We start from the raw sequence: 20826 nt of genomic DNA, 5'->3' as shown, positions 1-20826 counted from the left end.
ACTATGCGTTTCTCCCTTATGGATAATGACCCCATGGCGCTGATCAACGTGTCGCTCCTTGATGGGAATCCCAGCGATTTGTATTCCCTTGCCGACTGGCTTCAACGCATCGATGACTTCCGGGGCAGGGCCAGGACGGTGCCCCGCCAACCGGGTCCGGAGGACATGGGGGGTGCTATGGAGATCCTTTCCGTAGCGCTCGGGAGTGGTAGTGCGGGCGCCGTACTGGCCGGCGCGCTATCGACCTGGTTGCAGACGCGCAGGGCACGTATCAGCGTGGAGTTCGTCGAGAGCGACACGGGCGAGACCATCCGGAGGGTGGAGGTCGAGGCCAACAACGCGGACTCCGTTAAAGATCTGTATGCCCTGCTGGCCCCCGGCCGGGTGGTGCCATGAACGCTCGGCTACCGGAGCGACAGGCATCGCGGGCACTACTCATCGGGGCATCACAGTTCAGCTACCCGGGTCTGCATGCCCTTCCTGCCGTGGTCAACAATGTGCAGGCGCTGGCCGACGTGCTCACCGATCCCGAGTTCGGTGGGTTCGATGAGACAGGCTGTCGAGTGTTGACCGATCCGACAGCACAACAGGTGGGTGACGCCGTCCACGCCGTCGCCGACGAGGCGCTGGACACCCTCGTGTTGTACTACAGCGGCCACGGAGTATTGAGCCAACGCGGTGACCTGTTCTTGGCTGTTGGCGACACCAACCCGGACCCACGACGCGTCCGCTACTCAGGGGTTCCGCTGGACTGGTTCCGATCCGCGCTGGCCGAGAGTCCCGCCCAGAACCGGGTACTGATCCTCGATTGCTGCTTCTCGGGCCGGGCTGCGGAAGCAATGTCGGACACCGCCTCCATGGTCTGCGGCACACTCGACATCCGGGGCACCTACACGCTGACGTCTGCGCCCGCCCATGAAACCGCTGTCGCACCGGTCGGCGCACGCTTCACCGCATTCAGCGGCGAGTTGCTGACGGCGTTGCGGCAGGGTATCCCCGGCGGTGGGCCGCTGCTGACACTCGGCGACATCTATCCCGCGCTTACCCGGGCGCTCCTGGCCAGCGGCCTTCCCCGCCCGCAGCATCTCGGCACGGGTCTGGCCGACCACATCGCCCTGACCAAGAACCCCGCACATCGCGCACCGGCAATGACACCCCCCGAATCAAGTACCGTCTCGAAACAGCGCCGAAGCCGCCCTGCGCCACAGCGACAGTCCTCTGCTGAGCCCGGCCCGAAGGCCGCTGCGGATTTTCACGGCGCCATGCTGGATGTGTACCGGAAGGCCAAGAAGGAGGCGGGCTACAACGCCGCCTACTTCCTACAGATGGTGCAGGAAGTAGGCGGTCTGGAGGCGGCCCGAAGGTTGATCCGGGCGGGGTCGGTCTCCAGCGGCTTCACCGCCCTCTGGGAGAAGGGTCGGCTCGACCTCTCCGTGGAGGCCGTCGTGCTGCAAGACCGGTTCGCCGGGCTTTTCACCGACGAAGAACTGGACATCGCCCGAGATCGGTTGGCCGAGTACGGGTACTCGCCGGCTCAGACCTCGTAGACCTTGACCACCTCGTCGCCGTAGTGGTTGACCACCTTCACGGCGATCTTCCCTGACCCGGGCCGGGGGAACGGCCGTGAGCGGTGGCCGTAGAGGCTCTCCCAGGCCGACTCGTCGATCTGCGCCCGGAGGGCCTTGTGCAGTCGGGAGTATGGGTCCAGCCCATCCGGCTTGCCGTCCTTGCCGGCGAAGTATATGTGGCGTACGAAGAACTCTTCCTCGTTGTAGTCGGTGTCGATCATCCACAGGGCGATGTCTGCGACACCGTTGTCCGGCCGCAGCTCACCGGTGGTGGGGTTGTAGACGTCGACCCCGCGAATTTCGACGACGAGCCCGTCCGGCGCCGGGTCGATGGCGATGTCGGGCTCACCGAAAACCGTGAACAGGTTGGCTGTTCCGGTCTTCTTGAGCAGTGTGTCGCCCATCGCCAGGTCCGCGTTCATCCGAACCAGCAGGATTGGAAGGCGGCCGAGCTGCCGCTGCTCCGCGACGGTGGCAAAGTCATTGCCTTCCGGCGAGAACTCGCCGGCGGCGTCGATGGCCCGCCCGTCGAAGCCGAACGCGCACACCAGCAGTAGGTCGAAACCGACGCCCTTGAGTGCCTCCCGAGCCGCATCCTTGACCCAGTCGGCGTCCACTGTGCCGTACTGCGGGCCGACGCTGACGGCGACCCGCGCCGACGTTCCCTCGTCGTCGTTACGTCGCGCGGCTTCGGCGTGTACGAACTTGCCGGGGTACGGATTCAGTGAGACGAACTCCAGCCGTTCGTTGCGCCAGCCGTTCTGTACTCCTGCCTTGGCGAGGTTGTCCAGAATGGTCTTGACGTAGGCGTTGACATCGGTCCCGGTGGCGTGCTCCTCGCCGATCGAGAAGGTAGCGGGCCGATGCGGCGACAGGCTCTCCACGGTGAACCTGCCGGCTACGCGGATACGCTTCTTGTCCTCGTAGGGCCGGTCGTAGAGCAACTCGGTTTCCGCGTGCCGCCTGATCGCCGTGTCGATTTCCTTGCGGCTCATGCCTTCCTTGATGTCTGGGTTGTTCGCGATGGACTTGAGCGTCACATGCGGTACACGCTCGTAGACGAATCCCTTTCGGATGTCGTGTCCGGGCGGAGTAGGGGGCACCTCGGCACCAGACAGTTCCCGCTCCTTGGCTCGGCCGGCCGTCGAGTCGGCGAGCAGGTAGGCGGGATACCTGGCACCGATCACCCTCTGGCGGGCAAGCGTGATGGCGACTCGGGACGTGTCAATGGTGATCCACCGACGCCCCCACTGTTCTGCCACATACGCCGTGGTCCCAGACCCGCAGGTCGGGTCTAGCACCAGGTCGCCCGGATCGCTGCACATCAACATGCATCGCTCGACCACTTTGGTGTTGGTCTGAACTACGTAAACCTTATCGTCAGTAAAGTTTCCAGTCCCTGTATCGGTCCACATGTTGTTGATCGACCTGAGCGGAAAGTCCTCTGCATACCGCACGTAGCGCAAGGAGTTCTTTGCTGCGTGGATCCGACCAGCCCACTTCAGACGGTTCATCCCGTCCGGGTAATTTGCCTTCCAGTGGGACGTTGCCATAGGTCGATAGGTCTTGCCCTGGTACTCAAATGGCTGATCCACGCCGGCAGGGTTCTGCGACTGAAGGTTATCCGGTGCGTACAGCTTAGCTTCAGGGGGGAGAGGTGCGCTTCCAGCAAGTTCGGCGGACGTCATGCTGCGGTAGTGGCCGTCTGGTAGCATTAACCACCGGTAGGAGCCGCCAGGGTTACGATCCGCCTCCTGCCAAACACGGCGGACCTTTGCTTGATTCGCGGATCTGGCGTACCAAACGACATAGTCGCCGGCTCTTGCCAGAGTGCTTGAATCGAATCCGCTAGTGGTAACGAAACTTATCAGCGACACAAAATTTTCGGGGCCGAAGACTTCGTCGAGGAGGCAGCGGACCATGTGGACGTTTTCGTCGCCGATCTGGACGAAGATGCTGCCGGACTCGGTGAGCAGGTCGCGGGCGATGATCAGACGGTCGCGCAGGTACGCCAGGTAGGAGTTGATGCCCAACTCCCAGGTGTCCCGGAACGCCTTGATCTGCTCGACCTCGCGGGTGACGTCGGCGAGGTTGCCGTCCTTGACGTCCCGCTTGCGGGCTGACATCTGCCAGTTGGAGCCGAACTTGATGCCGTACGGCGGGTCGATGTAGATCATCTGGACCTTGCCGCGTAGTCGCTCCTTCTCGGCGAGCGACGCCATGACCCGCAGCGAGTCGCCGAGGATCATGCGGTTGGACCAGTTGGCCTCGTGCTGGTAGTACTCGACCGACTGCCAGTCGTCCAGCCCGTCGAAGTCCGCGTAGTCGTCGGCGAAGAGGCCGAGCTGCTCGTTGTCACGAGGGCGGGACTCCTCGCTTGCCCTGCGCAACTCCTCAACCAGGGTGCGTGGGGCGATTTTCTCCTGGATGTAGATCGGTGGAGCCTCGACCACCAGGTCTTCGGCGTCCTGGTCCTCCTTGCCGATCCAGACGAGCTGCGGATCCAGGCTCGGGTCGCGCTCCTTCTTGACCTGTTCGATCCGGGCGGCGTCGGGCGAGACGAACTCCTGGCCGTCCGCCGTCGGGATGTGCACTCGCCGGTCCGTCGGGTGCGCGATCGCCTGGACCGGCACGGTGCTGACGGCGGGCTTGCGACTCCTCGGGGGCATCAGACCAGCTCCTCCTCGGCGGATACGGCATCGGTGAGCGCCGCCGCGCCTTGCAGGGCGAACAGCGCATCTATGGCGGGTCGAAGGTCTCGTTTGGCCGTGGTCGGGTCACGAAGTTCGCAGAAGCTCCAGCGCCCGAACCGGCCACTGTTGTTGACCGCCTGCACCCAGAGATTGCGGGCAGCCCACGCCTTCTGGGTAGCTTCGGATTGTGACTTGCGACCGCCGGACACCTCGACAATCAGGGTGCGGGCTATCCGGTCGCCGGCATCGGCCAACTTGACCAGGAAGTCCGGGTAGAACCGCCGGCTCCGCCCGGCGTGCTCGTACGGGATGAAGAAGTCGAGGTGGTCGTTGCGGACGTACGCGGCGACCTGTTCCTCCGGCAGCGACTCAATTGCCTGGGCGACGGCTCGCTCCCAGGCGTTGCCATCCTTGCCGTCGAGCGTCACGAGGTTGACCTGGCACCGTCGGGGGTCCGTCGGCCAGACCTCCCTGGTCGTCCGGAAGTCCACGCTCGAAGTGGTGCCGATCGGATCCGTCGTCCGCAGCACGGGCAGCACCCAGCGTTCCCGCTGGCCACGCTGCCATGCGATCGACTGCCAAATCTTCTCCACCGCCTCGGCCTCCCGCAGCAGGATCAGACCAACCGCTTGGTCGTCCCGGATGTCGACGCAGCGGCGAAGCCACTCCTGAGCGATCTCCAGCACCTGCGGGAAATACCACGGCCGCAGGTCGCCGTCCCCGGTGCGTAGCTTGCGGGTGAGTACTTCGCAGGCCAGCCGGTAGGCCACGAACTGTCCACGGAGGCCCTTCAGCCGTTCGAGGTCGTGCACGTCCTCCTCGCCGACCTGCCCCGCTACCATGGTCTTTGTCGGCAGGTCCTGCCGGGACAGGATCATCTTCAGGTCGGGATCCGAGAAGTCGCCGACCAGCGGCGCGTCAGGTATCTCCAAGTGGTACCCGACCACCCGCGGAAAGGTGATCTCAAGCTTCGCCGCGTCGCGGTCCGGCTCGGCCCGCACGTTGCGAACCGGCTTCATCGGCAGCTCCCGCGACACGGCCACCGTGGGGATGAACTGGAACGGAACCCCGTAGACATCCGCGTACTCGGGGGTGAACATGCCGTCCTCGTCGGCGACGTACGAGCGTCGCCTCAGGCCCCGGCCGACCACCTGCTCGCAGAGCAACTGCGTGCCGAAGGCTCGTACTCCGAGGATGTGGGTGACCGTGTTGGCGTCCCAGCCCTCCGTCAGCATGGAGACGCTGACGACACACCGCACCGGTTCGCCGAGCTTCCCCGGCTTACCGACGGTGTTCATCACTTCCCGCATCAGCTCCGCGTCGCCGATGTCGTCCGCGCTACGGCCGGGGAAGCGTTCCGCGTACTCCTGCTTGAAATCCGCGATCTCACGAGCTGCCGCGCGACGAAACTCCGGCGACAAGTTTCCGGACTCAAACTCTGCCGCGTCGACCAGGATTGTCCGCCTCCGGTTCAGCCACTGCCCATCAGCCACGTTGCTGAACAGGGGTAGTTGCCCGGCGGTGGGCAGCAGGACACCGCCTTGTTCACGGTCGTAGCCGCCGATCCACTCGTTAATCGCCTTCGAGATTGTCGTGTTGCTACAGACGACAATGAACACGGGCGGCGGTTGCCCGTGCGCAGCAGCCTCCGACTTCTCCCAAGCCTCGAACGCTGACACGTAGGAGCCGTACAAACTGTGCAGGGCGGCGGTCAACGCGCCGGGCAGATCCGCTGCCGTGAAGTCCTGGTTGGACCGGCGTCCACCCTTGGGCAACGAATCCCGGATCTCCTGCCAGAGGTTCAGGTAGGTCACACGGTTGGCGACCCGGTCGTCGTCGACCGGCACCCGGGGAATCTTGACGATGCCGGCCTCGATGGCGTCGATAAGCGAGAAGTCGCTGACCACCCAGGGGAAAAGAGTGCCCTCCCGGTAGCCGGATCCGGCCAGGAAGAAGGGGGTCGCGGACAGGTCGTACACCCTCTTGATGCCGACCTTCGCCCGGACCGCTTCCAGGCCGCTGAACCAGATCCGGGCATCCTCGGCCCGGTCGGCGGCCTCTTTTCGCTCGTCGCCGCGCAGATTCTCGACGGTGTCGGCGTCCGGTTCCGGCTCACCGGCACGTCCCCGGTAGCAGTGATGTGCCTCGTCGTTGAAGACGACGATCTCCGACGAGCCGCCAAGCTCGCGTAGTACCCGGCTGACCATCTGGGCCGGGGTTTCCCGGAACGGGTCAGGTCGACCGGGTGCCACCAGGGCCTTGGTGTTTCCGGTCGCGTTGCGGCCGAAGCGGGTTTCGCGGAGTTGGAAGGCGTGGAAGTTGGTGATGACGATCTTTGCTTGGCCGAGATCGTCGGCGAACTCGGCCGGCACCAGATCGCGCTCGCGGTAGTAGTTGCCCGGATCCTCCGGCAGCAGGACCCGCAGCCGGTCACGGATGGTGAGGCCGGGAGTCACCACCAGGAAGCGCTTGGCAAACGTCTTGTCGTACCGTGCATGGACCTTGTTGATCGTCTGCCAGGCGATCAACATGGCCATCACAACCGTCTTGCCGGTGCCGGTCGCCATCTTGAGGGCGACTCGTGGCAGACCGTTGTTGTGCTCGGTGTTGTGCGCGTCCAGGTCGTTGTTAATCCAACTGCCCTGCCACTTGGTCGCACCCTCGGCGAGGAAGATCGCCGTTTCGACCGCCTCGCGCTGGCAGAACAGGATCTTGTTGTCCCGCTCCGGATCGCTCCAGTACTCCAGCAGACGGCGGGTCACCGGTGTGACGTTCGGCCAACCTGCCTCCCGCCACGCGTCCACCCGCTCACGGACATCATTGACCTGCTTGTTGGGCTTGATGTCGTCTTCGGTGAAGACCTGCAACTCAAGCTGTTGCCCCCGCTTGCGAGGTCGCGGGACCGGGATGAAGAAGCTCGACGGTCGCCGCTGCTCCTCGATCCGGTCGGTGATGCCGTCCCGGTCGAAGGCGAAGTGGCGGGTGGGCCGGCCGTACGGTGAGTTGATGATCGGGTTGTCGATGACCCGGTCGCTCAACGTAGACCTCCCGATGGAGTTGGATGTTGCAGATTCGAGCGACAGCCTATACCGGGCGTTAGAAGCCGAGGTTGCGGAGCCTGCCGTGTCGACCGGACGGCGCGTCACTGCAACGCAAGGTGCATGCAGGCGTGTACCGGAGGGTGATGTTCGACGCGCTCGCGTCCGTCTCACAGCACCTGGGACAGGAAGCGGCGTAGCCGGGGGTGCTGCGGCGACTCGAAGACGGACTCCGGCTTGCCGGCCTCCAGCACCACCCCGGCGTCCATGAAGGCGACGGTGTCGGCGACCTGCCGGGCGAAGCCCATCTCGTGGGTGACGACCACCATGGTCATGCCCTGGGTGGACAGCTCCGCCATCAGTGCCAGCACCCCCTTGACCAGCTCCGGGTCGAGCGCGGAGGTGGCCTCGTCGAAGAGCATCACCTGCGGCCGCATGGCCAGCGCCCGGGCGATGGCCACCCGCTGCTGCTGCCCGCCGGACAGGTGCGCGGGCCGGGCGTCGGCCTTGGCGGCCAGGCCGACCCGGTCGAGTTCGGCCCGGGCCCGGGTCACCGCCTCGTCCTCGCGGAGCCTGCGGATGCGGCGCAGCGGCAGGGTGATGTTGCGCAGCACGCTCATGTGCGGGAAGAGGTTGAACTGCTGGAACACCATGCCGATCCGCTGCCGCAGGGCGTCCGGGTCGTCGCGCAGCACGCTGCGCCCGTCGAGCAGCACGTCGCCACTGTCCGGTTCGAGGAGCCGGTTGACGGTACGCAGCAGGGTGGACTTGCCCGACCCGGACGGGCCGATGACGCAGGCGGTGCCGCCGCGCGCCACGTCCAGGTCCACCCCACGCAGCACCCGGTGACGCCCGAAGGCGAGGTGTACGTCGCGCAGGCTCAGGCTGACCGAGGTGTTCATCGTTGGTTGCCTCCGGCGGCGCCGGGCAGCGCCAGGTCCAGGTCGTCGGGGTCGTCGGTCGGCCCGGCCGCCGGCCGGCCGTGTCGCAGTCGCTTGTCGATCCGGTTGACGGCGTGGGTCAGCGGCACGGTCAGCGCCAGGTAGAACAGCCCGGCCAGCAGCAGCGCCGACTGGTTGCCGGTGTTGGCCGCGTAGTCCTGACCGATCCGGAACAGCTCGCGCTGACTGGCCAGCAGACCGAGGAAGTAGACCAGGCTGGAGTCCTTGATCAGGGCGATGAGCTGGTTGACCCAGGCCGGCAGGATCCGCCGGATGCCCTGCGGGATGATCACCCTCCGCATCGCCTCGCGCCAGGAGAAGCCCAGCGCGCGGGCCGCCTCCAGCTGGGTGGCCTCCACCGACTGGATGCCCGAGCGGAAGATCTCCCCGAGGTACGCCGACGCGATAAGCGACAGCGCCAGGATGCCCAACGGGTACGGGTTCGGCCCCCACACCTGCATGCCCAGCGGGGCCAGGCCCACCCCGATCAGCAGGATCGTCGCCGCCGCCGGCAGGCCCCGGAACACGTCGGTGTAGACCCGCGCCGGCCACCGCAGCCAACGGGTACGCGAGATGCCCGCCACCGCCAGCAGGATGCCGAGTGCCGAGCCGAGCAGGGCAGCGGTGACCGCCAGGATCAGCGTGTTCGGCAACCCGACGGTGAGCATCTCGGGTAACGCCTCACGCATCGACTCGCCGTCGAAGAACGTCTCCCACAGGGTGCGCAACGGATCCACGGGTCAACCTCCGCCCTGCTCGCTCGTCGTCCTACCGTCAGGAGGCGACCGGTGCCGACACGTCTCCACTGCCCGGGGTGAAGTCGGCCGGGATCGGCCGGCCCGGGTAGTACTGCTCCTGAAGGCGGGTCCAGGTGCCGTCGGCGATCACCTCGTCGAGCGTCTTGTTCAGCGCCTCGCGCAGCGCGTCGTTGCCCTTGGCGAAGGCGTACGCCGTCGGTGCCGGGCTGAGTTCCTTCGCCGCCACCGTGATCTTGCCGCCGCTGTCCGCCGCGGTCTTCTCACCGATCTCGGCGGGGGCGATCCACGCGTCCGCGGTACCGGCCTTGAGCTGGTTGATCGCGCCGTTGTAGTCGGGTACGCGGACCGGGTCCAGCCCCTTGTTCGTGGCGTAGTCGTCCTGGACGGTGCCCTGCACGACCACCACCCGCTTGCCGGGCAACTCGTCGAAGCTGCGCAACGTCGATCCGGCGGGCACGTCGAGCCCGAAGTAGCCGAAGTCGTACCCGTTGCCGAAGTCCACGGTCTTCTTGCGCGCCTCGGTGATGGTGATCGAGGAGCTGCCGACGTCGAACTTCCGGTTGCCGACCTGGGCGAGCAGGGCGGAGAAGTCGGTGCCGACGAACTCGACCTTCAGACCGAGCTTGTCGGCGGCGGCGACAAGCAGGTCGTTGTCGAAGCCGGTGAACTCGCCGTCCTTCAGGTACACGTTCGGCGGGGCGTCGGTGAGCGTGCCGGCCCGCAGCACGCCCGGCTGCACCAGGCCGTACGGGTTGTCGGCGGCGCTGCCGGCGGAGTCGGAGCCGCAGGCGGTGAGGGTGGCGGCACCGAGGATCGCGGCGACACCGACGGCGGCGGCGCGGGTCAGGGCAGGAAGGAATCGCACAGGTGTCTCCTGGTTGAGCTGCGGCGGGCACGGACGTGCCGCACCGACGGTCCGCCGCAGGGCGGACCGCTGGGATGGGATCGATGGCAGAGGGTCAGCCGACCCGTGGCGAATCGGTGACGGGGAGCGACGCGGTCAGCTACACGCGGCGCTGCACACCCGCATCATGTCGACGTGCCGACGCCGGGTCAGGCCCGGGCGGGCCACAGAACGATCGCGGTACGACATGGTGCTCCTCAAGGTCGTGATGACCTGGGAACCCAGGCCACGCTTGCACCGGAGAACGCTCCGGCGCCTGGTCCTCACCCGGGGCACCCCTGCGCGGACGAGGGTTGCCGGCCAGCAAGCCGGGGCTTCGCGCTGGCACTCATGACCTGGCACCGACGCTATCAGCCCCCGCCCGCCCACCGTCCACCCGCTATGACCACCCTCACCCCAAGGCCAAGCTCGGTTGATCATGAGGCTGGCGGCGAAGTTGATCTATCCGACTGCCGCTAACCTCATGATCAACGCTGGTGGGGGTTGGGGTGGGCGGTCGTTGGGGGTGTTGCCGGGGGAGTGGGTGATCCTCTACGGTCTGCTCAGCGGTGGGCGGTGCGGTCCGCATCCGATGACACCGCCGGTGGTCCGTCACGTGGGCCGGGAGGGTGGAACTCCCAGGTCCTCAGCGCGTGACGGTTTGGCCGGCGGGCGAACCCCCAGCAGTGCGGTGGCGCGTCGAGGCGCCGGGCCGGCGGCGTGCGGGGCGCGGACATCCACCGGGAGCCACCCGTGTATCTCACCCCCCACGAGCAGGACCGCCTGCTCGTCCATGTGGCGGCCGATGTCGCCCGGCGACGCCGCGAGCGCGGCCTGCGTCTCAACTATCCGGAAGCCGTCGCGGTGATCACCGCCTTCCTGCTCGAAGGGGCGCGCGACGGCGAGTCCGTCGTCGACCTGATGGCCGCCGGCCGCACCGTGCTCGGCCGCGAGGACGTGCAGGACGGCATCCCCGAGCTGCTGAGGGAGGTGCAGGTGGAGGCGACGTTCCCGGACGGCACCAAGTTGGTGACGGTGCACCACCCGATCCCGTGATCCCCGGGGAGATCTTGCCGGCCGACGGACCGGTGGAGATCAACGCCGGTCGTCCGGTGACCACGCTGCTGGTGGTGAACACTGCTGACCGGCCGGTGCAGGTCGGGTCGCACTACCACTTCGCGGAGGCCAACCCGGCGCTGGACTTCGACCGGGACGCCGCCTGGGGGCAGCGGCTCGCGGTACCGGCCGGCACCTCGGTGCGGTTCGAGCCTGGAGTGAGCCGCCGAGTCGACCTGGTGCCGCTGGGCGGCGCACGGATCGTGCCGGGCCTGCGCGGCGAGTGCGCCGGATCGCTGGACGAAGGACGGACGGCATGAGCGCGCGGATCAGCAGGTTAGACCCGCCGCCCGGCGGCATGGAGCGAAGTGGAGTGCCGGCATGAGCATGGTGGAGCGGGACCGCTACGTCGCCCTGTACGGCCCGAGCACCGGCGACCGGATCCGGCTGGCCGACACGAACCTGCTGATCGAGATCGAGCACGACCACTGTGCCGGCGGCGACGAGGCGGTTTTCGGCGGCGGCAAGGTGATCCGTGAGTCGATGGGCCAGTCCCGGGCCACCCGCGCCGAGGGCGCCCTGGACACCGTCATCACCGGTGCGGTCGTCCTCGACCACTGGGGGGTGGTGAAGGCCGACGTCGGGCTGCGCGACGGGCGGATCGTCGCGCTGGGCCGGGCCGGCAACCCGGACACCATGGACGGTGTCCACCCGGACCTGGTGATCGGCCCGGCCACCGAGGTGATCGCCGGTAACGGCCGGATCCTGACCGCCGGTGCGGTCGACACCCACGTGCACTTCATCTGCCCGCAACTTGTCACCGAGGCCCTGGCCAGCGGGGTCACCACCCTGGTCGGCGGTGGCACCGGCCCGGCCGAGGGCACCCGGGCCACCACCGTCACCCCGAACGCGTGGCACCTGGCCCGGATGCACGAGGCCCTGGACACGTTCCCGGTCAACGTGCTGCTGCTCGGCAAGGGCAACACCGTCTCGGAGGAGGCGCTGTGGGAGCAGTTGCGGGCCGGGGCCGGCGGGTTCAAGCTGCACGAGGACTGGGGCACCACCCCGGCGGCGATCGATGCCTGTCTGCGTGTCGCGGACGCCTCCGGCGTGCAGGTCTCCATCCACACCGACACCCTGAACGAGGCCGCGTTCGTCGCCGACACGCTGCGCGCCATCGGCGGACGGGCGATCCACTCGTACCACACCGAGGGGGCCGGTGGCGGGCACGCGCCGGACATCATCACCGTCGCCGGTGAGCCGAACGTGCTGCCGTCGTCGACGAACCCGACCCGCCCGTACACCCGCAACACCCTCGCCGAGCACCTCGACATGCTGATGGTCTGCCACCATCTCAACCCGGCGGTGCCGGAGGACCTGGCGTTCGCCGAGAGCCGCATCCGGCCGTCCACGATGGCCGCCGAGGACCTGCTGCACGACCTCGGGGCGATCTCCATCATCGGCTCCGACTCGCAGGCGATGGGCCGCATCGGGGAGATCGTGCTGCGTACCTGGCAGAGCGCGCACGTGATGAAGGCCCGGGTGGGCGCCCTGCCCGGGGACGGGGCCGCCGACAACCACCGGGCCCGCCGGTACGTCGCGAAGTACACCATCTGCGCGGCCATGGCCAACGGCCTCGACCACGAGATCGGGTCGGTGGAGCCGGGCAAGCTCGCCGACCTGGTGCTGTGGGAGCCGGCGTTCTTCGGCGTACGACCGCACCTGGTCATCAAGGGCGGCATGATCGCGTACGCCCAGATGGGTGACGCGAACGCCTCGATCCCCACGCCGCAGCCGATGCTGCCCCGGCCGATGTTCGGCGCGTACGGCGGCGCGGCCGCCGCGACCAGCCTGGCGTTCGTCGCGCCCGCGGCGCTCGAGGCCGGGCTGCGGCTGGACGTGCGGCGGCGGGTGGTGCCGGTGGCCGACGTACGCTCGCGCGGCAAGGCCGACCTGCCGGGCAACGACGCGCTGCCCCGCATCGAGGTCGACCCGGACACCTTCACGGTCCGGATCGACGGTGTGGTGGTGGAGCCGGATCCGGTGGCCGAACTACCCATGGCCCAGCGGTACTTCCTGTTCTGATGGCCGCCACGACGATGCTGCTGCTCCTCGCCGACGGGCGGTTTCCGGCCGGTGCGCACGCGCATTCGGCCGGGCTGGAGGCGGCCGTCGCCGCCGGCCGGGTGACCGACCTGGACACGCTGGGGGAGTACCTGCGGGGTCGGCTGGCCACCGCGGGACTTGTCGCGGCCGCGTTCGCGGCGGCGGCCCGTGGTGCGGCCTGGTCGGCGGGCCGGGCCGCCGCGCTGGCCCGGCTCGACGCCGAACTGGACGCCCGGACCGCCTCGCCCGCCCAGCGGTCGGTGTCCCGCCGGCAGGGGCGGGCACTGCTGCGGGCCGGTCGCCGGATCTGGCCAGCGGTCACCTTCGACGACCTGCCCGCCGCAGCGGACGGGCCACACCAGCCGCTGGTGCTGGGACTCGTCGGTGCCGCCGCCGGCCTCGATCCCGGGCAGGTGGCCACGGTCGCCGCCCACGCGACGGTGACCGGCGCCGCCAGCGCCGCCGTACGCCTGCTCGGCCTGGACCCGTACCAGGTGCAGGCCCTGCTGGTGCGGCTCGCCGGTGCCTGCGACGCCACCGCGGCGCGGGCGGCGCGCGCCGCCGACGAACCACCGGAGCGGCTGCCCGCCGCCGCCGCTCCGCTCGCCGACATCCACGCCGAAGCTCACGTCACCTGGGAGGTGCGTCTCTTTGCGTCCTGAATTCGATCACGACGAGTCCGTTCCCCACACCCACCCCGAGCCGGGAGTCGACCCGCACGCCCCGCTGCCCGCCGCCGCGCGGGCGTTGCGGGTCGGCATCGGCGGGCCGGTCGGCTCCGGCAAGACGGCCCTGGTCGCGGCGCTGTGCCGGGCGTTCGCCGGTGAGCTGCGCCTCGGTGTGGTGACGAACGACATCTACACCACCGAGGACGCCGACTTCCTCAAGCGCGCCGGGGTGCTCGACCCGGCGCGGATCCGGGCGGTGGAGACGGGCTGCTGCCCGCACACCGCCATCCGCGACGACATCGGCGCCAACCTCGACGCCGTCGACGACCTGACCGACGCGCTGGGTCCGCTGGACCTGGTGCTGGTGGAGAGCGGCGGCGACAACCTGACCGCGACATTCAGCCGGGGCCTGGTCGACCGGCAGATCTTCGTGGTGGACGTGGCCGGCGGGGACAAGGTGCCCCGCAAGGGCGGCCCGGGGGTGACCGCCGCCGACCTGCTGGTCATCAACAAGACGGACCTGGCGCCGATGGTCGGTGCCGACCTGTCCGTGATGGACCGGGACGCGCGTGCCCGTCGGGGCGACCTGCCCACGGTGTTCCAGTCGATCAGCGAGGATCCGCTGGCGACCCAGGTCGCCGGCTGGATCCGTCACGAGCTGGCCCACCACCGGGCCGCCCAGTCCGTCCCGGCTGGGCAGGCCTGATGCGGGCCACCGCCCGGCTGGTGGCCCGGCGCGACCGGCACGGCCGTACCGTGCTGGCCGAGCTGCGCGGGGAGAGCCCCCTGCTGCTGCGCCAGGTGCCGGCCCCGGGCGGTGGTGTCACGGTGTACGTCGTCGGCGGAGCGGCCGGGCCGCTGGCCGGTGACGATCTGCGGCTGGACGTCGAGGTCGGCCCCGGTGCGGCGGTACGCGTGCACACGGTGGCCGCCTCGGTGGCCCTGCCGGGGCGTCCCGGCGCGGTGTCCCGGATGCTGGTCCGGGCCACCGTCGCCGAACGGGCGGCCCTGTACTGGCTGCCCGAGCAACTGGTCGCGGCGGCCGGCTGCGCGCACGTCGCGGACTCTCAGGTGGACGTGGCCGAGGGCGGCGTCCTGCACTGGCGCGACGAGCTGATCTGCGGCCGACACGGCGAGCGGCCCGGCAACGTCGAGATCAACACGTGGGTGGACCTGGACGGTAGGCCGCTGCTGCGGCAGTCCCTGGCGGTAGGGCCGAACGCCGCCGGCTGGGCCGGACCGGCGGTGCTGGCCGGCGCGCCCGCCACCGGCTCGCTGCTGGTCGTGGACCCGGCCCGCCCGGAACAGCCGCCCGCGGTGTGCGGTACGCGGGCCCGACTGCCGCTGGCGGGTGGCCCGGCGACCCTGTGGAGCGGCACCGCGCCGGACGCGCACACCCTGCGGGAGTACCTCGAACCGCAGACCGCGCTGGATACCATCGCTGCGTCGGGCGCGGCAGAGGAGCGTGGGGTTGTACGAGTTGGGTGAGGTCGTCGCCGAGCGGCGGATCGCGATGGTTCTTCCTGACGGTGGCACGTCGGAGCTGGTGGTCCGTTTCGGCAAGCCGCACCCCGCCCCGTTGCCGGGCGGCGACTGGTGCTGCCCGTTCCAGATCGAAGGGCTGGGCGACGGTGCGGTCGACGCCGCGTTCGGGGTGGACTCCCTGCAGGCGATGCTGCTGGCCGCGTACCGCGTGCGGCTGCTGCTGACCGAACACGCCGAGCAGACCGCGGCTCGACTGGACTGGCTGGGACAGCCGGAACTCGGCCTGCGCGTCGATCCGGGCCTGGTGCTCTAGGACGTCACCACCCGCGACGCCTACCTCGCCGCCGCCGACATCACCGCCGCGCTGCTGCGTACGCCGCTGCTGGCCGAGCGTTGGACGTCGCCGAGTGCCCTGCCGTACTACTCGACCGGCGGCCTGGCCCGGCACCTCGCCAACCAGATCACCCGAACGGCGGAACTGCTCGACGCCCCGCCCGGGCACACCGCGATCGACGTCCTGGCCCACTTCACCGGCAGCGGCTGGGTGACCACCGGTGCCGACGAGGCGGACAACACCGACATCCGCGAGCGTGGTGAACGGGCCGCCGCCGAGACCACCGCCGACCGGCTCGCCGCCGAGGTCGACGGGTGTCTGGCAAGGCTGCACCGCACGGTGCCGGCGCAGCCGCCCTACCGGATCGTCGACCTCGGCGACTGGGGACTGACCGTCGACGACTTCCTGCTGACCCGGTTGCTGGAGATGGTGGTGCACGGCGACGATCTGGCGGTCAGCCTCGACCTGCCGACGCCCGAGATGCCGACGGCCGCCACCGAGCTGACCACCGACCTGCTCACCCGCATCGCCGCCTGGCGGCACGGTCCCCTCGCGGTGGTGCGGGCACTGTCCCGCCGGGAACGGGCCCCGGAGACCATCAGCGCACTCTGACCACTTGATCTGCGCCACCAGCCCGGAACGGGTCTGCTCACACCCGGGCTCCTCGGCCATCGTCTGCCGGCAGCCCACCCGCGGCCTCCGGTAGGCGGGCCACCTCGGCCGGCTCGCGACAGATCCCGGCGCGGCCAGGTCGGCTGTCCTTTGTGGTCATATGGCAGGGTGTGTCGGGTGCCGGTGCTCGTCGGCGCCGGTGTAAACCCTGGGGAGAGTCAATGACCATGCGGATCAGTCGTCGGGCAGCGATCGGGTTCGGTGCGGCAGCGGTGACAGTGGCGGCAACGCCGTCCGGCGCGGTGGCCGCTCCGGGGGACGGCACCATAACTGCCGACGGCGGGATGTCGCCGCGAGAGGTGATCCGCCGGATGTACCGGCGGCAGAAGGCCCGGGCCGGCGGGGTGTGGCGCTCGCACGTCGCGATGGTGGACGAGTCCGGCGCCCTGCGGACCGTGCTCGCCGACGACGCCGACCGGGTCACGCACGGGTACAGCGTGCAGAAGCTCGCGGTCGCGGTGGCCGTCATGGACAAGATCGACCGCGGTGAGCTGCGGCTCGACCAGCGTCTCGACCTCACCGCCGACATCATCCTCGGTGGCAGCGGGATCTACTTCCTGCAGACGGTCTGGGGTGACGAGGTCACCGTGGCGAACTTCCTCACCGCGATGCTGCTCGTCTCCGACAACACCGCGGTGCGGATGTGCGGCCGGGTGGTGCCGGCGCTGGAAATCAACGAGATCCTGGCGGCCAAGGGCTTCACCCACACCCGGGTCGAGCCGGTGGCCAACCCGAACCGGTTCTTCCTCGGCGTCACCACCCCGCGCGAGACCCATGACCTGCTGTGGCGGCTGGCCAACAAGACCCTGCTCTCGGCCCGGTCGAGCGACTTCCTGCTCGGCATCCTGCGCTGGATCAACGGCTACCACGACGGGATCCGCCGCGACATGTCCTCCGCGGAGCGCAGCCGGGTCGCCACCAAGTACGGCGCCGACTTCGACTCCTCGGGTGCCGCCCGGCACGAGGTCGGGATCATGTTCGACGCGACCGGCGCGCCCACCCTGACGTACGCGTTCTTCGCCGACTCCCTCGGCGACCTGGACAACTACGGCGGTACCCACCCGGCCGTATGCGCCCACGCGGCCCTGGGCCGAACCATGTTCGACACCATCGCCCGAACCACCAACCCCGCCCCGCGCGCCCGCCACTCCGTCCAGCGGTTCCGCCCTGTCAACGGCGGCTGATCGAGCCTGACCATCGGGCTCGGTCGATCCCGTGCGTTTCCCGCCTGGTTACGGGCAGTAGCGGACCGCGCATAATGGAGTGATGCTTCGTCGCTGGCGCAGACCGTTCCACAGTCCCAGGCGTGGCCAGTACGTGCTGGCCGACGCCCTTGCGGGCAACGCCCACGCCCGGGCCAGAATCGACCGGTGGTGGGCGGCCGGTGGCGCCGGTCGCGACCGGGTCTGGCGTGGTGCGTGGTTCTTGCTGAGCGACGCGTACTTCAGGTTCGGCAATCACGAGCGGCCGGAGCAGGTCGCTCCGGTGCTGGAGTTCCTGCTCGAACCCGACCCCACATCCGGGTACCTTCCGCGGGTGCGGTTGACCGCCTGCCTTCCGCAGACCGCCGCCGACCCGCCGCAAGGCCTCTACGAGGGCGACCCGTACGTACGGCGGCTGGTGCAGGCCGCGCTCGCGTTCCCCGATCTCGAACTGCGCCGACGGCTGGCCGAGCTGATGTCGGTCACCGACCAGCCCGGGCTGCTGGACGCCCTGGAAATCGAGTTCCGGTCGCGGGCGCGGCTGGACTCGACCTACGTCGGCGCGGCACCGCCCGGCCACGAAACCCTGTGCAACCTGTGGTACGGGGGCGAGCCGACCGCGTTGCTGCGGATCGTCTGCGCCAACCCCCATCTGCCCCGCCCGTCCGCCGATCCCGGAGACGTCAACCTGGTTCTGCTGCCGCTTGTCAAGGACCGGCTCGATCTGCTGCCGGCGTTCGACCAGGCCGTCCTGGCCCAGCGGCTGCTGAAGTGTCTCGACACCTGGCTGCCGGAGGAGGTCCACGACCGGTGTCGCCGTGCGTTGCGGGAGCTGTCTGCCCGAGATGGTGTCGCCGTGGTCTGTAAGCAGGCCATGCTCGGCGACACCGAGGCGACCGCCGCGGTCCGTGCCGCCGGGCACCGGCCGGCTCACCCCGCCTGGCTGCCCCTCTTCCTGCTCCTCACCCGGCAGTTCGCGGCCTACCGCGAGGCCGATCCGGAGGGGCGGGTGCTGCAACTGGCGTGCTTCGCCAGCGAGTGGGGGAGCGCGGACGAGGACGTCCTCGACGAGTTGCAGGTCGAGGAGAAGGCCATCATCGATCGGGTTCTGCACGTCCTGGAGACGGATCTGCCGGACGACGTGGCCGCATCCGTGCGCCGGTCCCTGCGCGACCTTGGCCCCTCGGGCTCCTCTCTGGACGACGACTTCTGCCGCCGGGCGATGCGAAGGGCGCTCCTGACGCACGCGGCCACGCTGGTGCCCGAGGCGGTGGCGGCCGTGGTCGACGCGGGGTACCTGCCCGAGGATGACGACGAATCGGCGCTGCCGGTGCTCTTCCTCACCGAGCAGTTCGAGCGGTACGACCGTGAGGACCCCGACGGCACCCGGCTACGCGCCATCCTCGCCACGCAGTCCTATCTCTACGAGCACGAGCACTTCCGGACCGTCGCACGACGCAACAGTCGCCCCGACCCGTGGCCTGCGCCGGCACCACGGACGTCGGATTCCCGGTCGTCGACCCGGCACGCCACCACCTGGCCGAGCAGCTTCGGTCACTTCTGAGCCCGCTCGTGTGGCCGGTCGGTCTGGTGGTCTGGCCGCCGTGGCTGCCCGAACCGTCGTCGTTTCCGCGGTCGAGCGCGTTCAGGAGCCGACCGGGACGTGCCGGCGCTTCGGATCGAGGTGCCGGATCAGCTCGTCGAGGCGTGCCGCCAGGTCGGCGTCACCGGGTAGTTCGGCCAGTTCGTCGCGGATCCGTGCGGAGAGGCGCTCGTGCTCGCGGCGACCTCGGACGGTGAGGTAGGCGCGGATGCGACGCCGGTCGATCGGATCGACGCGGCGGAAGACGAGGTTACGGTCGACGAGCTGGTCGACCAGCTTGGTCAGCGTGCCGGGCGGCAGCGACGCCTCGGCGGCGACCTCGCTCATCGGGTGCCCGAGACCGTCGGCGAGCAGGCAGAGCACCCGCCACGCCTCGATGGTGAGCGACTCGGCGGCGAGCACCCCGCCGACCCGGCGCGAGAGCAGCCGCTCGGCGCGGGTGAGCAGGGGTAGCAGGTCGGCTGCGGAACCGGGAAGGTCTGACATGGCACTCCCGCCTCGCTGATGCGTTGTCATCGTACCGAGATGTCCCGCTGGCTGGGAGGGCTGGTCTTCCACCAGCGGCGGCGGCCACCATGTGTTCATGTCCGCGCCGGCACCAGGGTCCGGACGCCCGCAGGCAGGGGAGAGCATCGCCGCCGGGGCGTCCTGGCTGACCGTCGACCGGGGCGTGGTCAGCATCGCGTTGGTGTACCCGATGCGTGGGCCGGCGGGCATGTTCGGTCCGAGCTGTGAACTCTGCGCGCAGCTCGCGATCGAGGAACTCAACCGGCGTGGCGGCGTACTCGGCCGGGAGCTGCGGCTGGTGCCGGTCGACGGCGGGGCCCCGCCGGCCGAGGTGGCCGCCGAGGTCGAGGCGCTGGTGTCGGTGGGCGCGGTGCAGGGCGTCACCGGCTGGCACATCTCCTCGGTGCGCCAGGCGGTGGCGCCGCGCATCGCGCACCGGGTGCCGTACGTCTACACCGCCCTGTACGAGGGGGGCGAGCGTACCGAGGGTGTCTTCCTGACCAGCGAGACGCCGGACGCGCAGCTGTGGCCGGCGATGCGGGTGCTCGCCGGGGATCTGGGGGTGCGGCGCTGGTTCGTGGTCGGCAACGACTACGTCTGGCCACGTCGGACCACCCGGGCGGCGCACCGGTACGCGCTGCGCAGCGGCGGGCGGGTGGTCGGCCAGCACTTCCTGCCGCTGGAGACCCACGACTACACCGAGGTGCTGCGGCGCGTCGAACACAGCGACGCCGACGCGGTGCTCATGCTGCTCGTGGGCGCGGACGCGGTGCGGTTCAACCGGGCGTTCGCGCGGGCCGGTCTGGACCAGCGGTGCCTGCGCCTGAGCACCCTGATGGACGAGAACATGCTGCTGGCCAGCGGCGCCGCCAACACCCGGGGGTTGTTCAGCGCGGCGGGTTTCTTCGCCGGCCTGGTGACACAGGAGAATCTGGACTTCCACGGCAGCTTCGGTCGTCGCTTCGGGCTGGAGGCACCGCCGCTGGGCAGCCTGGGGGAGTCCTGCTACGAGGGCGTGATGTTGCTGGCCGCGCTTATCGCCAAGGCTGGCACGCTCGACGTACGGGCGGTGGAGGCCTCCGCCGGCGTGGTGACCTACGACGGACCGCGCGGCGAGTTGCGGCTGCGTCGCCGGCACGTGCGCCAGCGCATCTACCTGGCCGAGGCCGACGGCCTGGACTTCACCGTCCTGACCGAACTGTGATCTCCGCCGGGCGTGACCGGACCGTGTCTTGACAGGTTCGTCGGCCGGCGGCCAAGATACTTCCTACGTGAAGCATCCGATCGTCGCGTCGGATATCACCACCGTCCG

At 69.4% G+C, this 20826-nt stretch carries 19 protein-coding genes and 1 riboswitch; of the genes, 13 read left to right on the top strand and 6 right to left on the bottom strand.

Annotated features, from left to right (window positions below; genetic code table 11):
* Window positions 1-33 precede the first annotated feature (33 nt).
* Both O3597_RS10950 and O3597_RS10945 read left to right on the top strand, forming a co-directional pair.
* Window positions 34-396: a hypothetical protein gene (locus O3597_RS10950; RefSeq protein ID WP_281604073.1), complete on the top strand. Its 363-nt coding sequence runs from the start codon at window positions 34-36 to the stop codon at window positions 394-396.
* A complete protein-coding gene (locus O3597_RS10945) occupies window positions 393-1547 on the top strand; it encodes a caspase family protein (protein ID WP_281604072.1) in 1155 nt (384 codons plus the stop codon). The genes O3597_RS10950 and O3597_RS10945 overlap by 4 nt, the downstream gene beginning before the upstream one ends.
* On the opposite strand, the gene O3597_RS10940 is transcribed toward O3597_RS10945, so the two are convergent.
* The 5 genes from O3597_RS10940 to O3597_RS10920 all read right to left on the bottom strand — a co-directional run bounded on the left by O3597_RS10940 (window position 1535) and on the right by O3597_RS10920 (window position 9863).
* Entirely contained in the window at window positions 1535-4237 is a 2703-nt protein-coding gene (locus tag O3597_RS10940) for a site-specific DNA-methyltransferase (protein ID WP_281604071.1), read from the bottom strand. The genes O3597_RS10945 and O3597_RS10940 overlap by 13 nt on opposite strands.
* Complete coding sequence (locus O3597_RS10935; protein WP_281604070.1) at window positions 4237-7407, bottom strand: DEAD/DEAH box helicase family protein; 3171 nt, start codon at window positions 7405-7407, stop codon at window positions 4237-4239. Before O3597_RS10935 ends, O3597_RS10940 begins: the two co-directional genes overlap by 1 nt.
* A gap of 62 nt (window positions 7408-7469) precedes the next feature.
* Window positions 7470-8201 (bottom strand): amino acid ABC transporter ATP-binding protein, encoded by a 732-nt coding sequence (locus O3597_RS10930; RefSeq protein ID WP_281604069.1) that lies wholly within the window; start codon window positions 8199-8201, stop codon window positions 7470-7472.
* Complete coding sequence (locus O3597_RS10925) at window positions 8198-8977, bottom strand: amino acid ABC transporter permease (protein ID WP_164446931.1); 780 nt, start codon at window positions 8975-8977, stop codon at window positions 8198-8200. The genes O3597_RS10930 and O3597_RS10925 overlap by 4 nt, the downstream gene beginning before the upstream one ends.
* Before the next feature lie 37 nt (window positions 8978-9014).
* Complete coding sequence (locus tag O3597_RS10920) at window positions 9015-9863, bottom strand: ABC transporter substrate-binding protein (protein ID WP_164446930.1); 849 nt, start codon at window positions 9861-9863, stop codon at window positions 9015-9017.
* A 262-nt stretch (window positions 9864-10125) separates the two neighbouring features.
* Window positions 10126-10238: riboswitch (SAM riboswitch) on the bottom strand.
* Between the two features lie 396 nt (window positions 10239-10634).
* Here O3597_RS10920 and O3597_RS10915 point away from each other — a divergent pair.
* The 10 genes from O3597_RS10915 to O3597_RS10870 all read left to right on the top strand — a co-directional run bounded on the left by O3597_RS10915 (window position 10635) and on the right by O3597_RS10870 (window position 18968).
* Window positions 10635-10937 carry an urease subunit gamma gene (locus O3597_RS10915; protein WP_281604068.1) on the top strand — a complete coding sequence of 101 codons (303 nt, stop codon included), beginning with the start codon at window positions 10635-10637 and terminating at the stop codon, window positions 10935-10937.
* Complete coding sequence (locus tag O3597_RS10910) at window positions 10934-11257, top strand: urease subunit beta (protein ID WP_281604067.1); 324 nt, start codon at window positions 10934-10936, stop codon at window positions 11255-11257. The genes O3597_RS10915 and O3597_RS10910 overlap by 4 nt, the downstream gene beginning before the upstream one ends.
* Before the next feature lie 61 nt (window positions 11258-11318).
* Window positions 11319-13022, top strand: coding sequence for an urease subunit alpha (locus O3597_RS10905; protein ID WP_164446927.1), 1704 nt, complete (start codon window positions 11319-11321; stop codon window positions 13020-13022).
* Window positions 13022-13705 carry an urease accessory UreF family protein gene (locus O3597_RS10900; protein ID WP_281604066.1) on the top strand — a complete coding sequence of 228 codons (684 nt, stop codon included), beginning with the start codon at window positions 13022-13024 and terminating at the stop codon, window positions 13703-13705. Before O3597_RS10905 ends, O3597_RS10900 begins: the two co-directional genes overlap by 1 nt.
* The gene (gene ureG / locus O3597_RS10895) at window positions 13695-14417 is read left to right on the top strand and encodes an urease accessory protein UreG (RefSeq protein WP_281604065.1); all 723 of its coding nucleotides are present in this window, start codon (window positions 13695-13697) and stop codon (window positions 14415-14417) included. Before O3597_RS10900 ends, ureG begins: the two co-directional genes overlap by 11 nt.
* Entirely contained in the window at window positions 14417-15199 is a 783-nt protein-coding gene (locus O3597_RS10890) for an urease accessory protein UreD (protein ID WP_281604064.1), read from the top strand. The genes ureG and O3597_RS10890 overlap by 1 nt, the downstream gene beginning before the upstream one ends.
* Window positions 15183-15509, top strand: coding sequence for a hypothetical protein (locus tag O3597_RS10885; RefSeq protein ID WP_281604063.1), 327 nt, complete (start codon window positions 15183-15185; stop codon window positions 15507-15509). The genes O3597_RS10890 and O3597_RS10885 overlap by 17 nt, the downstream gene beginning before the upstream one ends.
* A gap of 39 nt (window positions 15510-15548) precedes the next feature.
* Window positions 15549-16142, top strand: coding sequence for a maleylpyruvate isomerase N-terminal domain-containing protein (locus O3597_RS10880; protein WP_348650360.1), 594 nt, complete (start codon window positions 15549-15551; stop codon window positions 16140-16142).
* A gap of 221 nt (window positions 16143-16363) precedes the next feature.
* Window positions 16364-17386 carry a serine hydrolase gene (locus O3597_RS10875; RefSeq protein WP_281604062.1) on the top strand — a complete coding sequence of 341 codons (1023 nt, stop codon included), beginning with the start codon at window positions 16364-16366 and terminating at the stop codon, window positions 17384-17386.
* Window positions 17387-17468: 82 nt separating this feature from the next.
* On the top strand, window positions 17469-18968 hold the full coding sequence (locus O3597_RS10870; RefSeq protein WP_281604061.1) for a hypothetical protein: 1500 nt from the start codon (window positions 17469-17471) through the stop codon (window positions 18966-18968).
* A gap of 81 nt (window positions 18969-19049) precedes the next feature.
* Here O3597_RS10870 and O3597_RS10865 read toward each other — a convergent pair whose 3' ends face one another.
* Complete coding sequence (locus O3597_RS10865) at window positions 19050-19493, bottom strand: MarR family transcriptional regulator (protein WP_164446923.1); 444 nt, start codon at window positions 19491-19493, stop codon at window positions 19050-19052.
* A 97-nt stretch (window positions 19494-19590) separates the two neighbouring features.
* Between O3597_RS10865 and O3597_RS10860 the strand changes: the two genes are divergently transcribed.
* Window positions 19591-20718 (top strand): substrate-binding domain-containing protein, encoded by a 1128-nt coding sequence (locus tag O3597_RS10860; RefSeq protein ID WP_281604060.1) that lies wholly within the window; start codon window positions 19591-19593, stop codon window positions 20716-20718.
* Window positions 20719-20826 lie beyond the last annotated feature (108 nt).

This window comes from Verrucosispora sp. WMMA2044, from assembly GCF_027497155.1.
GTDB classification, from domain to species: domain Bacteria; phylum Actinomycetota; class Actinomycetes; order Mycobacteriales; family Micromonosporaceae; genus Micromonospora; species Micromonospora palythoicola.
This window is presented reverse-complemented; position numbering and strand designations above follow the sequence as displayed.

Excerpts from the sequence above, each read along its gene's own strand:
- O3597_RS10875 (WP_281604062.1), top strand. The coding sequence starts at position 16,364 with ATGACCATGCGGATCAGTCGTCGGGCAGCGATCGGGTTCGGTGCGGCA.
- O3597_RS10870 (WP_281604061.1), top strand. The coding sequence starts at position 17,469 with ATGCTTCGTCGCTGGCGCAGACCGTTCCACAGTCCCAGGCGTGGCCAG.
- O3597_RS10940 (WP_281604071.1), bottom strand. The coding sequence starts at position 4,237 with ATGCCCCCGAGGAGTCGCAAGCCCGCCGTCAGCACCGTGCCGGTCCAG.
- O3597_RS10945 (WP_281604072.1), top strand. The coding sequence starts at position 393 with ATGAACGCTCGGCTACCGGAGCGACAGGCATCGCGGGCACTACTCATC.
- O3597_RS10905 (WP_164446927.1), top strand. The coding sequence starts at position 11,319 with ATGAGCATGGTGGAGCGGGACCGCTACGTCGCCCTGTACGGCCCGAGC.
- O3597_RS10865 (WP_164446923.1), bottom strand. The coding sequence starts at position 19,493 with ATGTCAGACCTTCCCGGTTCCGCAGCCGACCTGCTACCCCTGCTCACC.
- O3597_RS10950 (WP_281604073.1), top strand. The coding sequence starts at position 34 with ATGGCGCTGATCAACGTGTCGCTCCTTGATGGGAATCCCAGCGATTTG.
- O3597_RS10890 (WP_281604064.1), top strand. The coding sequence starts at position 14,417 with ATGCGGGCCACCGCCCGGCTGGTGGCCCGGCGCGACCGGCACGGCCGT.
- O3597_RS10900 (WP_281604066.1), top strand. The coding sequence starts at position 13,022 with ATGGCCGCCACGACGATGCTGCTGCTCCTCGCCGACGGGCGGTTTCCG.
- O3597_RS10860 (WP_281604060.1), top strand. The coding sequence starts at position 19,591 with ATGTCCGCGCCGGCACCAGGGTCCGGACGCCCGCAGGCAGGGGAGAGC.
- O3597_RS10930 (WP_281604069.1), bottom strand. The coding sequence starts at position 8,201 with ATGAACACCTCGGTCAGCCTGAGCCTGCGCGACGTACACCTCGCCTTC.